General features: G+C 63.6%; 10 protein-coding genes. 6 read left to right on the forward strand and 4 right to left on the reverse strand.

The window, feature by feature from the left end; translation table 11 throughout:
• The first annotated feature begins 71 nt into the window (after nucleotides 1-71).
• The 6 genes from ACP5E6_RS01335 to ACP5E6_RS01360 all read left to right on the forward strand — a co-directional run bounded on the left by ACP5E6_RS01335 (nucleotide 72) and on the right by ACP5E6_RS01360 (nucleotide 7,909).
• Entirely contained in the window at nucleotides 72-1,268 is a 1,197-nt protein-coding gene (locus ACP5E6_RS01335) for a glycosyltransferase (RefSeq protein WP_427950636.1), read from the forward strand.
• A 31-nt stretch (nucleotides 1,269-1,299) separates the two neighbouring features.
• Nucleotides 1,300-2,307, forward strand: coding sequence for a mitochondrial fission ELM1 family protein (locus ACP5E6_RS01340; protein ID WP_427950638.1), 1,008 nt, complete (start codon nucleotides 1,300-1,302; stop codon nucleotides 2,305-2,307).
• A gap of 4 nt (nucleotides 2,308-2,311) precedes the next feature.
• Entirely contained in the window at nucleotides 2,312-4,201 is a 1,890-nt protein-coding gene (locus ACP5E6_RS01345; RefSeq protein ID WP_427950641.1) for a hypothetical protein, read from the forward strand.
• Between the two features lie 63 nt (nucleotides 4,202-4,264).
• Nucleotides 4,265-6,937, forward strand: a complete 2,673-nt coding sequence (locus tag ACP5E6_RS01350) for an AsmA family protein (RefSeq protein WP_427950644.1) — start codon at nucleotides 4,265-4,267, stop codon at nucleotides 6,935-6,937.
• 4 nt (nucleotides 6,938-6,941) lie between these two features.
• The gene (locus ACP5E6_RS01355; protein WP_427950647.1) at nucleotides 6,942-7,637 is read left to right on the forward strand and encodes an ATP12 family chaperone protein; all 696 of its coding nucleotides are present in this window, start codon (nucleotides 6,942-6,944) and stop codon (nucleotides 7,635-7,637) included.
• Nucleotides 7,634-7,909, forward strand: coding sequence for an acylphosphatase (locus tag ACP5E6_RS01360; protein WP_427950650.1), 276 nt, complete (start codon nucleotides 7,634-7,636; stop codon nucleotides 7,907-7,909). Before ACP5E6_RS01355 ends, ACP5E6_RS01360 begins: the two co-directional genes overlap by 4 nt.
• 51 nt (nucleotides 7,910-7,960) lie before the next feature.
• Here the strand turns inward: ACP5E6_RS01360 and ACP5E6_RS01365 are convergent, their stop codons facing one another.
• Genes ACP5E6_RS01365 through ACP5E6_RS01380 form a run of 4 tightly spaced genes read right to left on the reverse strand, consistent with a single transcriptional unit; the run spans nucleotide 7,961 to nucleotide 11,830 of the window.
• Nucleotides 7,961-8,935, reverse strand: coding sequence for a sterol desaturase family protein (locus ACP5E6_RS01365; RefSeq protein ID WP_427950652.1), 975 nt, complete (start codon nucleotides 8,933-8,935; stop codon nucleotides 7,961-7,963).
• Entirely contained in the window at nucleotides 8,935-9,939 is a 1,005-nt protein-coding gene (locus ACP5E6_RS01370) for a YncE family protein (protein ID WP_427950655.1), read from the reverse strand. The genes ACP5E6_RS01365 and ACP5E6_RS01370 overlap by 1 nt, the downstream gene beginning before the upstream one ends.
• On the reverse strand, nucleotides 9,936-11,261 hold the full coding sequence (locus ACP5E6_RS01375; protein WP_427950658.1) for an O-antigen ligase family protein: 1,326 nt from the start codon (nucleotides 11,259-11,261) through the stop codon (nucleotides 9,936-9,938). The genes ACP5E6_RS01370 and ACP5E6_RS01375 overlap by 4 nt, the downstream gene beginning before the upstream one ends.
• The gene (locus tag ACP5E6_RS01380; protein ID WP_427950661.1) at nucleotides 11,258-11,830 is read right to left on the reverse strand and encodes a class I SAM-dependent methyltransferase; all 573 of its coding nucleotides are present in this window, start codon (nucleotides 11,828-11,830) and stop codon (nucleotides 11,258-11,260) included. Before ACP5E6_RS01380 ends, ACP5E6_RS01375 begins: the two co-directional genes overlap by 4 nt.
• Nucleotides 11,831-11,880: the final 50 nt, after the last annotated feature.

Consider the following 11,880-nt stretch of genomic DNA (forward strand, 5'->3'; position numbering starts at 1 on the left):
ACTCTAACCCGAGATGGAAATGCTGCAACTACCCGCATTGTGCGACTTGGCCATCGAGGCTGTGCTCAACGATGGCTGAGCGACTTGGACTCGCCCATCGGGTGTGGCGTAAGGTTCCTGCCGGCCCACGCCGTGCCGCACTGCACGCCCTCGCCACTGCCGTGGCACCGCACGTCGACCCAAACCCGCCATCGAGCAGCCAAGGCGTTGTGATAGCAGGTGAAATGGCACGCATCTCCGGCCTAGGCGAGGCGGTGCGACTTCTGCATGATGGGCTGAAACCCCTGGTCCGCACTCTCGATTCGGTCGAACTCGGCGTGCTGCGACGCCCCGATCCCGCACGACTCGCAGGCCATGGCGCCATGATCCTGCATGTCAACGCGCCGTCGATCCCGCTAATGCTGGCACGGGCACCACGCGATTTTCTGCGCGGCCGACGGGTCATCGGGATGTGGAACTGGGAGTTGGAGCGGTTACCGGCGTCCTGGCACGGCGGCAAGCGTTATGTTCATGACATTTGGGTTCCCTCGGCCTTCACCAAAACCGCGATCGAAGCAATCTACCCTGGCATGGTTAGGCTGGTGCCCTATCCGCTGGCCGCGCTCGATCTGCCGCCGGCGTTGCCGCGGCGCGAACGGTTCGATCTGCCTGCGGAAGCGGTGGTGAGTGTCGTGATCGCCAATCTCGGAGCGAGTTTCGCGCGCAAGAACCCGCTGGGCGCGATCGCCGCCCACCGCGCCGCCTTCGGCAACCGGGCGGACCGAATCCTGGTGATCAAACTGACGGGCGGGGCGGCGTTTCCAACCGACATGGCGCTGCTGCGTGGAGCAGTCGGCGGAGTCGGCAACATCCGTGTGATCGATGAGACTTGGAGTGGTGAAATGTTACGCGCTTTGCTCGCCAGCAGCGACATCTTAGTCAGTCTACACCGTGCGGAGGGGTTCGGCCTAGTGCCGGCCGAAGCGATGCTGCGCGGCATCGCCACCATCGCCACCGGTTGGTCGGGCAATCTGGAGTTCATGGATAGCACGAGCGCTGCCCTGGTCGATTATCGGCTGACTCCGGTGGCCGATCCGCGCGGCATCTACAATCGAGGCGTCACGGTCTGGGCCGAGCCGAATATCGATCATGCTGCCGCGCTTTTACACGATCTGGCCGAAAATCCGGCGCGACGCCACGCCCTCGCCGCTGCCGGGCAAACGTTCGCGCGGGCCGCGCTCGGCGCAGCACCGCTGGCGGCGGCGCTCGCAGCACTTGGCATCAGTTGACGAAACCGGGAGGCGGACCCAAAACGCCGCCATGGCCGCACCGATAAGTTTCAGCGCCGATCGCGCCTCCATCACTCCCGACATCTCGCGACCCGACTCCACGGAAACGGTCACCGCACGAATTTTGTGCACCGATCTTGCCGGGTTGCGCAACCAGGCCCTAGGCCTCGCCGAAGCCGCCGGCTTTGCCGCCGACAGCCGGGTGATTATACCGAAATCGCCTTGGAACCGGTTATCGCCGATGCTATGGCCGAACGTGGTCTGCGCGATCGAACCCGCGGCGCTGGCTCCGCCCGACGGGGACGTGCTGATCGGAGCCGGTGGTGCCGCGGCGCGGCTAGTCGCGGCTCTGCGCCGCCCCGATTTGCCGGCGGTCATCATTCAGCATCCACGCATGGACCCCGGCCGGTTCGATGCCATTGTGGCGGCGAAACATGACGCCATAACCGGGCCGAACGTGATCGTCGCGCGCACCGCGATGCATCGAGTCTGCACTGACCGTCTCGCCGAGGCAAGAGCGATCTGGACGCCGGTGTTTGCACATCTGCCGCGCCCGCTTGTCGCTGTGCTAATCGGCGGTTCGAACGGTCGCTATCGTCTCGATACTGCCGCCGCCCGCCACCTTGCAACCCAGTTGGCCGTGATGATGGATACCGATAAGGTCGGGCTGATGCTTACCCCTTCCCGCCGGACCGACACCGCCGCCCGCGCCGCCCTGCATGATGCGCTGGCCCCGCGCGGAGCCCATGTGTGGGACATGACCGGCGAGAACCCGTATTTCGGCATGCTTGCCCTGGCCGACGCCATCGTGGTGACGGCGGATTCGGTCTCGATGGTGTCCGAGGCGGTGGCGACCGACGCCCCGGTGATGCTGGCCCGGCTCCCCGGGAAATCGAGCCGGATCGGCGAATTCATGAATGATATGGTCAGCATCGGTCGCGCGAGGGATTTCACCGGACGGCTCGATCTCTGGCCGACCACGCCGCTCAACGACACGCCGATGGCCGCCGCCGCGCTGCGCCGGCTGCTGGGATACTGAGCCGATGCTCGAGATCGATACGTTCGACAATGTCCGTGGTGGCAATACGGTCTACAAGGCGCTTTCACACCCGCTCGCGGCGGCGCGATTAAACGATTTGGTGGCCGATCTGCGCGCCGCCGGGCCCGTCGCGGTGTATGATCCGGAGCGGATTTTCGTCCCATTGCGGGCGCTGGCGCCGGATTTTCCGGTCGCTGCGATCTATGTACATGACACCCTCGCGCTGGGAGAGACGCGCGCCGGTTTCATCGCGCGGCCGTTGAGCGATCTGCCCGCCAGCACCGCGAAAACCCTGCTGATCGCCGTGTTCGACGCCGATCGCCTCGCCGCGCGGATCGGCGGGCTCGTCGCACCAGGCATGACAATCCAGACCCTCGATTCCGTTCGACTGCCGGAAACGCTTCTGACCAACCCGCGCCGCTACCTCGATCCACTTAATTTTGCCACCAATTTTGTATTCTTCCGTGACGACGATGCGATGGCAACACGCCTGACTACAGCGAACTACTGGCATGGATACGGCGCGCGCGCGGTACGGCTGTGGTGCCGATTGTTTGACGACACCGGCGAAGTGTTGGCGACGTTCAACCACGCAGTCCCGGACCAGCCGGGCAGCATCTCCATCGCTAGTGGCGATGTGCGGCGCGCGCATAATCTAGGGCCATTCACCGGCCAGTTGTTCATCCATGCGATCGGCGTGGCCGGGCACGATGTGGTGAAATACGCCCTCGATACCTACGCGACCGATGGCGGCGGCAGCCTGTCCTGTACACATGACGCCAACGCCTGGCCGGCCGAACGATACGCTGGCCTACCGGCGCCGCGCGCAGATGAACGGGTCGTCTTGTGGCTGCAGAACAGTCACGCGGTGCCAATACCCGCCGGCGCGATCAGCCTCGACCGGATGGGCGCGGAAGCGCCGGTGATGCTCAATGCCATGATCCCCCCCTTTGCGACACTCGCAATCGACGTCGCGACCCTGCTGCCCGACACGCATTGGCCCGATCAAATCGAGCTCCGCGCCGGTCGCCACGTGGTGCGACCGCGCTATGAGGTCACGCGACATGGTCGGACCCGGATTGCCCATGTCAACGTCGAGCGCGCCGATCTCCGCCCTGACCCGGGCCTGAAAACCCTGTCGCCATTACTCGGCCGGGGGTTCCTGTTGCCGTTCCCGATCCTGAACCGTGCCGAATTCACCACCATCGCCCTGCCCACACCAATGGCACAGACCCAGACGACGATGCCGATCCGGCTCGATGTCTTCGCGCCTGATGGCTCACCAATCGCGCAACGTACCTACGGTGCGCTGCCGCGTAACCATGCACTCGCGATCGACCTTGATGACCTACTGTCGCCCGATGCCCTGCCGGATGGCGGCCATGGCGAATTGGTCTATGATTTCAGTGCCGGCGGCGAGGCCGATGGCTGGCTTCATGGTCTGTTTCGTTACGAACGCCGCGATGGTGCCCATGCCGCCGAAACCAGTTTCGGTGCTCATATCTTCAACACGATCATGACTTGGAAGGGCGAACCGCAATCCTACGCCGGACCGCCGCCTGGACTCTCGACGCGGCTGTTCCTTGATCTCGGCACCGCGACGGTACCGAGTTTCTGCGTGCTGGTCTATCCTGCCTCGGCGCCCTGGCACCAAATGTCACAGACCATGATACTCTTGCATGACTCGTCGGGCGACATGGTCGCGGAACTCTCCCTCGCGATCGCGTGTTCAGGCTCGGCAACGGTCAAGCCGTGGCTTATGTTCGACCCAGCCGACCTTGCCCGCGCCGCCGGCGGTTATGTGATCATTCGCGACGCCACATGCCGGTTGTTCGGCTATCATGGCAAGCGCTGTGGCCCGGCGCTGGCTTTCGATCACATGTTCGGCTTCTGAATTAATCGCAATCCTGCCTCGCGCCGCTCGCGGAGCGCGCCGAAACCCCTTAAGCGGAATAGCATGAAAAAACCCAAGCCATATCGACGGATAGCGCTGATCGTGATCGCGGTCGTCGTTGTGCTGCCGGTGGTGGTCGTGGCGATTTTCGTCGCGACCTTCAATCCCGATCGCTACAAACCCGACATTATCGCCGCAGTCGAGCGCGCCTCCGGCCGACAGGCCAGCATCACCGGCCCGTTGCGGATGAGCCTGTCGCTGGTGCCAACAATTTCCGCCACCGGCATCACCCTGGCCAACCCACCCGGTTTCGCCGATCCCGACATGGCGACCCTCAAGCGCGTCGAGGCCCAGGTGGCGCTGCTGCCGCTTCTGAGTCATCGGATCGACATCATCAAGCTCATGCTGATCGATCCGGTCATCACCCTGGAATACGGCCCGACCGGCGCACCCAACTGGCTGTTCAACGCCACATCTGCCGGCATCTCGGCATCCACCCCGGACCGTAGTGCGCCGGTGGCGACGCGGCACAGCATCGCGTTGCAATCGGTCTCGATCGAAGACGGTACCATCACCTACAAGCCGCCGACCGCCCTTGAACCATTACGCGCCGACCGTACCCCCGTGCCGCCCGTGGCGCCGACAATCCTAACCATCGCCCATTTCACCGCCAGCGCCGCCTCACTAGGCGCGCCGCTGCATCTGTCGATGCAGGCGCGCTACGACTCCGCACCCTTTACCGTCGGCGGCACAACAGGCCCGGTCTCGCGCTTGACCAGCGGTGGTGGTGCTTGGCCGATCGATCTTACGTTTGGCGCACAGAACGCGACCCTCACGCTCAAGGGCAGCATCGCGCATCCCCGTCGGATGAGCGGCTACACGCTCGATGTCCATGCCGATATCCCCGACTTAGCGACGCTCGATTCCTATATCGGCGGGATCGATCTGCCTCCGCTGAAATCGGTAAGTTTCGCCGCCCAGATTAGTCAGGCGGCTACCACCGCTGGTCAGGTACGAGACCGGGCCGGCGATGTCCTGCCGGTGATCACCAACGCCACGCTCACTGCCGGTCAGTCCGACCTCGGCACCTGGCGCAAGGGTCTGTCGATCGCCTCACTCAATGCGACCATGGCCGCCCTCGATCAACCGCTGAACATCGCGCTGGCCGGGGAGTATCAGGGCAAGCCGGTCGGGCTGGAGGGTGCAGCCGGACCGATCGGGCCGATCCTGACCGCAGCATTCGGGGGACCAGCGGTCGTGCCAGAAGCCGGCATACCGGCGGACCGTCAGGCTCCGGTCGCGCGCTTCGCGGTCAATCTTGCTGCCAAGGTCGGCAGCGCCCGATTCGGTGTCGCCGGCGGTATTGCCAACCCGACGCGATTGGCCGGGGTGGCGCTGAAGCTCACCGCCCGCATCCCCAACCTCGCCCATCTGTCCGATCTGGCGGGTCAAGATCTGCCTGCCTGGACCAATATAGGCCTCTCCGGCCTGCTGACCGATCCCGGAGGTCGGGGGCTGATCCATGCCATCGGGTTGGACAGCCTCGCCGTCACCGCCGATCAGGGCCAATTCGGTGGTGCGTTCAGCCTGTTGCGTGGAAAGACACCTGATTTGCAGGCGGTGATCAATGCACCGCGGGTCGATCTGACTGCGCTGCTGCAGGCAATGCCAAAACCCGTCGCCGGCGTGGCGGTGGCGCGTGCGCCCGCCCCCGCTTCGGCTCCACCTTCCGAGTCGGGCGACTTGATCCCGGCTCTTCCGTTGCCGTTCGGTGTGCTGCGTGATGGCAACGGCAATGTCGAACTCACCATCGGCCAGCTAAAATACGCGGGTGCGATCTATGACGCGATCACTGCGCATGGACTGCTGCATGACGGTGTATTGACGGTGCGCCCGATCACCGCCGAATTACCGGGTGGCTCGGTCAGTGGTACGCTATCGGTCGATGCGATGACGAATCCGCCCCGCATTCATGTCACCGAGGCGGCACCCGCGTTTCGCCTCGCGCCCTTGCTAGCCCTGTTGGGTCTGCCCAATACTGCTGCTGCTACGGTTCAGCTCTATGCCGACCTTTCCGGCCAGGGCAACACGCCGCGCGGCATTGCGGCGACACTCAACGGCACGCTTGGGGTTTCCACCGTAAACGGTGAAATCGATGGCGCGTTGCTGAACCGCCTCTTCGGATCATCGTTGAGCGCGGTGGGTCTGCCTGCCGCGATGGTCGGTGCGCAGGGGCCGGTGATGGTGCGCTGCTTCGCCAGCCGACTCGATGCCACCAATGGCCTCGCGAGTGTGCGTGCGCTCACCCTCGATTCAAGCCGGATGGCTCTAACCGGCACCGGCACGCTCGATCTTGGTGCGGAACGGCTCAATCTGATCCTGCGGCCCCAGGTGCGGGTGGGTGCCGGCAGCGCGCCGATCCCGATCGCGGTAACCGGTACCTTTGCTGATCCGCGTGAAGCCCTGGCCCCCCCCGGCGATTACGGTGCAACCCTTTCTGCCCTCTCACGTCAGCTCGGCGACAACGGTGGCACCGTGCTGGGACACCTTGCGCAAAGCCTCGGTATCGCGCCGTCGCCGGCCGATCCACAAAGCTGCACCGGTGCACTCGCGCTGGCCCGCATGAACCATCCCGGCCCAATGCCCATCGCGGCCTCATCCCCCACGGCTCCCGCCGCACCGCCAGGCGCACCCCAGAGCGGACCCCAGAATCTGCTGCAGTCGCTATTCCGCTGACGTGATGCGCCGTTTCTGGACAGACGTGACGATCGACGCCGTCGAAGCGGGCTTCGCCATCCGGCTCGACGGCAAGCCGGTGCGCCTTCCCGGCGGCGCGCCGCTTGCCGTGCCGCATCAAGCCCTCGCCAGTGCAATTGCCGGCGAGTGGCGCGCGGCGAACGCCACAATCATCCCCGACGATCTGCCACTAACCCAACTCGCCGGTGCCGCGATCGAGCAGATCGCCCCCGATCCAGACGCGCTACGCCGCAATCTACTTGCCTACGGCAGCACAGACCTGCTGTGCTACCGCGCCGAAACCCCCGCAGCCCTCGCAGCGCTGCAACATGAAAAATGGCAACCTTGGCTCGACTGGGCCAACAATCGCCTCGGCGCTCGCTTGGTGACGACTCGCGGGATCATCGCTGTCACCCAATCCGATGCTGCGCTGCGATGCCTCGCCGGCGCTCTCGCCAGCCAAGATGAGTGGGCACTTGCCGGCCTCGGCGTTGCGGTACCCGCCCTCGGCAGTCTGGTACTCGGTCTGGCCACTATCGCCGGCGCCATGACGCCGGAAACCGCACACGATCTCGCTCGGCTTGATGAAATCTGGCAGGAGGCAACCTGGGGTGCCGACGCCGAAGCCCAGGCCCGCCGCAATGGCATCGCCCGGGACATTGCATCTGCGGCCATGTTCGTTACTCTGACGAGATCATGATTGCAAAATCGCTGGTGCTGACCGGCCGGGTGCAGGGTATTGGCTTTCGCGACTGGATGACGGTGCGTGCCCGACGTCTCGGCCTAGCCGGCTGGGTCCGTAACCGGCGTGATGGCACACTCGAGGCTTTGATCGCCGGCAACGCCCCCGCCGTCGAGGAATTGCTGCGAGCGTGCCGCCTTGGTCCGCCGGGGGCCGAAGTCCTAACCATCACCGAAGATTTCGCCGACCCGCCGATCGAACCTGGTTTCTTCAAACGCCCATCAGTGTGAAACGCCGCCACGCCTTGTCAGCGGACTGCCGACCCCCCTCCCACTGACGCCTCAAACCGAGGGGCGCTGGGAGCGCAGGGCGCGGGCGAGAAGGGGAATGGCAGACCATTGTTGCGCGAAATAGTTGCCGGTGGCCATGGCTTCGGGGGCGGTATGATCGCCGGTGCGCGGAAACTCAGTCGAGAAATCGGCGGTACGGAACATCATGTCCCAAAACGGAAAGACAGCGCCATAGTTGAACGACCGTTCACCGGCCGCACGGATGCCATGGTGGGCGCGGTGGAATCGCGGTGAGACCAGAAGTCGTTCACCGAGCCAGCCGAACGAGATGCGTGCATTGGCATGGCTAAAGCTTTCGACGAATCGCAGCATCAGGAGCAGTAGCGGAAATTGCAGCGGCGGGATGCCGATCAACAGGCCAACCGCCATGAACCACAGGAAGCTGATGATTTCATCGATGATATGGTTGCGATCATCAGACCAGAACGTCATCTGCCGCTGGGCGTGGTGCACCGCATGTAGCGCATACCAGAGTGAGAACCGATGCGACAGCCTATGGCGCCAGTAATCGGTGAAATCGAGGATCAGCGCATAGAACGTGAAGGTGATGAGCGGGTGACCGAAAAGCGGTGGAATCATGGTTTCAAGCATCGGCGGCACGTAGCCTCGATCGGCGAGGAAACCATTGAGCTGGACCTGTGCCGCGTAAAAAACAACAAAGGTCATGATCGGCAGCACACCAACGCGGGCGAGGAATGTGTATAGCACATCGACCAGAACGTGCTTTCGCTCCTCCCAACGTTCGATCGGATAACGCCGTTCAAGCGGCACGCAGACGGCATAGGCGAGAATCATCTGAGTAACACCATAGACCGCAACGAGGGTCCAGCCGAACGAGAGTTCGCTCCACTGCATCAGGTCGAGCCGGTACAGGACCGGCAGCACCGCGACTTGCTCGATCCACCCGGCGAGGTCGTTGAATGGATGGACCGGGAAATGCGACAGGATTTGTACAACCAAGTTCATCACGCGAGCCGCATCGCCGTCAGGGCGGGTTTGTCGTTCAGCAGGGTGGACAGAAAAATGCCGTGCGGCGAACGCCCGACTGGGATATAATCGGTTGCGTCGGCCTTCGGATCATAGACCGCAACTCGCGAATCGAACCGCAATGCGATCCAGAGCTTGCCATCCGGCGCGAAGCACAGATCGTCGGGGCCACCCGGCATCGCGATTCGCTTGACCGCACCCAGGGTTTTCGCATCGAGCACGGTGAGCGAACCGGCGACGCGGTTAGTCACGTAGATCCGCTGGCGATCCGGACTCAGAAACAAGTTATGGGCACCCTTGTCGGTCACCACAGTGCGAACCCGCTGCCCTGTGGTCGGATCGACCACCACGACATGGTCGCTGCCCATGATCGCGACCAGAACCACACCGTTGTGCCACATCACGCCCGCCGGGGTCTTGCCGACAGCGGTGGTCCAACGCGGTTTCATGCTAACAAGGTCGAGCGAGACCAGTGTGCCGGAATCCTGCATCGAACTGAACACGGTTTTCGAATCCGGCGTGTAGCTCAGATGGCTTGGCATCGAGCCGACCTTAAATCGATGCGCAAGGGTGAGGGTGGCGGCATGATAGACATCGACATGGTTGAGCCGCAGGCAGTTGACGGTGAGATACCGGCCATCCGGGCTGAACCAAAGCTGATAAGGGTCGGGGATCAGTTTATGGCCGCGTTCGCGACCGGTGACCGGATCAAGAAAAAAAATTGCGTTGCCCGAAGCGTCGCAGACCAAGAGTGTCTTGTGATCAGGCGTGAGCGCCCAGTGGCTGGGTTCGCGAAAGGTCGGTTCCTCGCGTAGCACCCTGCGTGACATCATGTCGATAATCGAGAGATTGGCTCCCCCGGAGTCCAGCACGATGGCAATGGCCGGCGGCGTCGCGGGGGTAGCATGCGCGATCGCCGGCAATGAAAGCAGTGCGGGCGTGGCGAGCAATGTGCGGCGCGAAAGGCAGGCGGCGGTGGTCATGATCGGGGCGATCTTTCATCCGGGTTGACAAAGACCGCGCGTGCCCAAGTGAAGAACACCAGACTAGTCGTTGCGATCAAAGTATTGTCGGTGAAAGATTGCACCGCGAAGGCGAGGAATACAAGCCGGATGATCCGTCGCTGCCCTACCGGCAGCGCAGCGCTGCCCCGAAATAACCAAAGGGTCATCATGCCGAACAGCAGCACCGCGCCGATCACGCCGCCCTCGACGGTGATGCGCAGATATTCGTTATGCGCCGCGTTGGTGCCGAGAAACCGACCGATATAGGATTTCAATGGCACCACAACCTTGCCGGCGCCAACACCCCAGCCGACGATCGGCGATTTCCAGGCTGCGGCCTCGAAGAACGGCCAAATCAACTGCCGGTTCGACAGACTCCCGGCATCGCCGAGATGGATCAGATCGACCACCCGGATGAAATGCAGTGCTGAGGCCGCCATCAGGATTACGCCCAACAGCGCACCGCCGAGGGCGAGCAGGCCGATCCTCCGCCCCGAACCGAGAAAGCCCGATGGTGTGGCAAGCAGGGTTGCCAGCGTGATGAGAGTCGCCATTGCCAGTGGCGAGCGTGCACCGGTTGCGACTAGAATGGCGAAATTGACCGCGATCCAGCCCCATTCACGGAGCCGCCCGGTGCCGAGGAACGCGATCAGCCCGGCAAAGATCGCCATCATAGCGAATCCCCCCAGAAACGCCGGCGCGCTCGATGCCGCAAGCCGCACCGCGCCAAGTTGGGTGCCGTAAAGCGGCCGCGCGCCGAGCGCCGCAAGAAGGGCACCATAGCTGACTGTAACGCTGGGCCCGATGATCGTGCAGCGGATGATGCTTGTGCGCATCGCATCGCTCATTCGGAGATATCCGGTGGCAAATGGCGCGGTCGAGCCGATCAACGAGCGCAGCGACGCCATCAGCGTCAGGCCGGGCCACAATCCATGAGCGATGCCGTCCCCGAACATCACCAGAAACGCATAGGAGGGGTTGAATTTGTCGATCCGAGCACCGTCTCGCAGTGCGGCCAGACCCACGATAATCAGACCAGCGGTTTTTAGCAGTGCAATGATCAGTTCATGCTTGCCGATCAGGTCCGAGAGCCACATCTCCGGTGTTGTCTCCACCAGAAGGAGCCACACCGCCATGGTTGCGACCGGTCTGGCGTAGGCGATCGCCGCACCGAGGCCGAGGCCGGTCAATACCAGCAGCGGCACGATGAGCGACGGCATCAGCCAGGCTAGTGCGCCGAATCCGATCAGCCCGGTCACGGCGAGAAGCGCGATCGGATCTCGTCGCACCGCCGCGATCATGGCCGGGCGATGATCGTGTAATGTTCGTCCGGTGCGTCAGCGGTCGCGCTGATCGAAAATTTAGCCGCAGCGAGCATCGCCAGCAGATCGTTGGGATAGGTCCGCCGCGCCAGTTTCACCCCGACCGCCCCTTCGCCGGCGGGATCGTATTCCGCGATGAACAATAGCCCCTGCGGGTGTATTACGGCGCGCAGCGCGCGCAGCGCGGCGACCGGATTTTCCATGTGGTGCAGCGCATCGGTTAGCATTACACGATCGGGCTGCGCGGGCAGCAGCGGCAGTGCCTCGACCGTCCCTAGCAGGCTTCGTAGGTTCACGCCCCGTTGCACGGCTTCGGCGGCAACATAGTCGCGGCACATCGCATCTGGGTTGAGCGCTATGATCAGCCCGCCCGGGCCCACCATGGCCGCATATTCAAACGACAGCGCCCCCGAGCCGGCACCGACGTCGAGTACCGTCATTCCAGGCATGATGCCGGCGAGTTCGGCCCAGACGGCAGCGAGATGACGTTTCTGCGCTTGGCGTGCGATCAGCCGGCCGAGGCGGGACGTGGGGTCGATAACTTGCATTTCAGCACTCATCGGACGACTCTAGCGCGATGCCACCGATATTCAAGTTT

The organism is Acidiphilium sp. (assembly GCF_049977125.1).
Lineage (GTDB): Bacteria > Pseudomonadota > Alphaproteobacteria > Acetobacterales > Acetobacteraceae > Acidiphilium.

Excerpts from the sequence above, each read along its gene's own strand:
- ACP5E6_RS01335 (WP_427950636.1), top strand. The coding sequence starts at position 72 with ATGGCTGAGCGACTTGGACTCGCCCATCGGGTGTGGCGTAAGGTTCCT.
- ACP5E6_RS01340 (WP_427950638.1), top strand. The coding sequence starts at position 1,300 with ATGGCCGCACCGATAAGTTTCAGCGCCGATCGCGCCTCCATCACTCCC.
- ACP5E6_RS01345 (WP_427950641.1), top strand. The coding sequence starts at position 2,312 with ATGCTCGAGATCGATACGTTCGACAATGTCCGTGGTGGCAATACGGTC.
- ACP5E6_RS01350 (WP_427950644.1), top strand. The coding sequence starts at position 4,265 with ATGAAAAAACCCAAGCCATATCGACGGATAGCGCTGATCGTGATCGCG.
- ACP5E6_RS01355 (WP_427950647.1), top strand. The coding sequence starts at position 6,942 with ATGCGCCGTTTCTGGACAGACGTGACGATCGACGCCGTCGAAGCGGGC.
- ACP5E6_RS01360 (WP_427950650.1), top strand. The coding sequence starts at position 7,634 with ATGATTGCAAAATCGCTGGTGCTGACCGGCCGGGTGCAGGGTATTGGC.
- ACP5E6_RS01365 (WP_427950652.1), bottom strand. The coding sequence starts at position 8,935 with ATGAACTTGGTTGTACAAATCCTGTCGCATTTCCCGGTCCATCCATTC.
- ACP5E6_RS01370 (WP_427950655.1), bottom strand. The coding sequence starts at position 9,939 with ATGACCACCGCCGCCTGCCTTTCGCGCCGCACATTGCTCGCCACGCCC.
- ACP5E6_RS01375 (WP_427950658.1), bottom strand. The coding sequence starts at position 11,261 with ATGATCGCGGCGGTGCGACGAGATCCGATCGCGCTTCTCGCCGTGACC.
- ACP5E6_RS01380 (WP_427950661.1), bottom strand. The coding sequence starts at position 11,830 with ATGCAAGTTATCGACCCCACGTCCCGCCTCGGCCGGCTGATCGCACGC.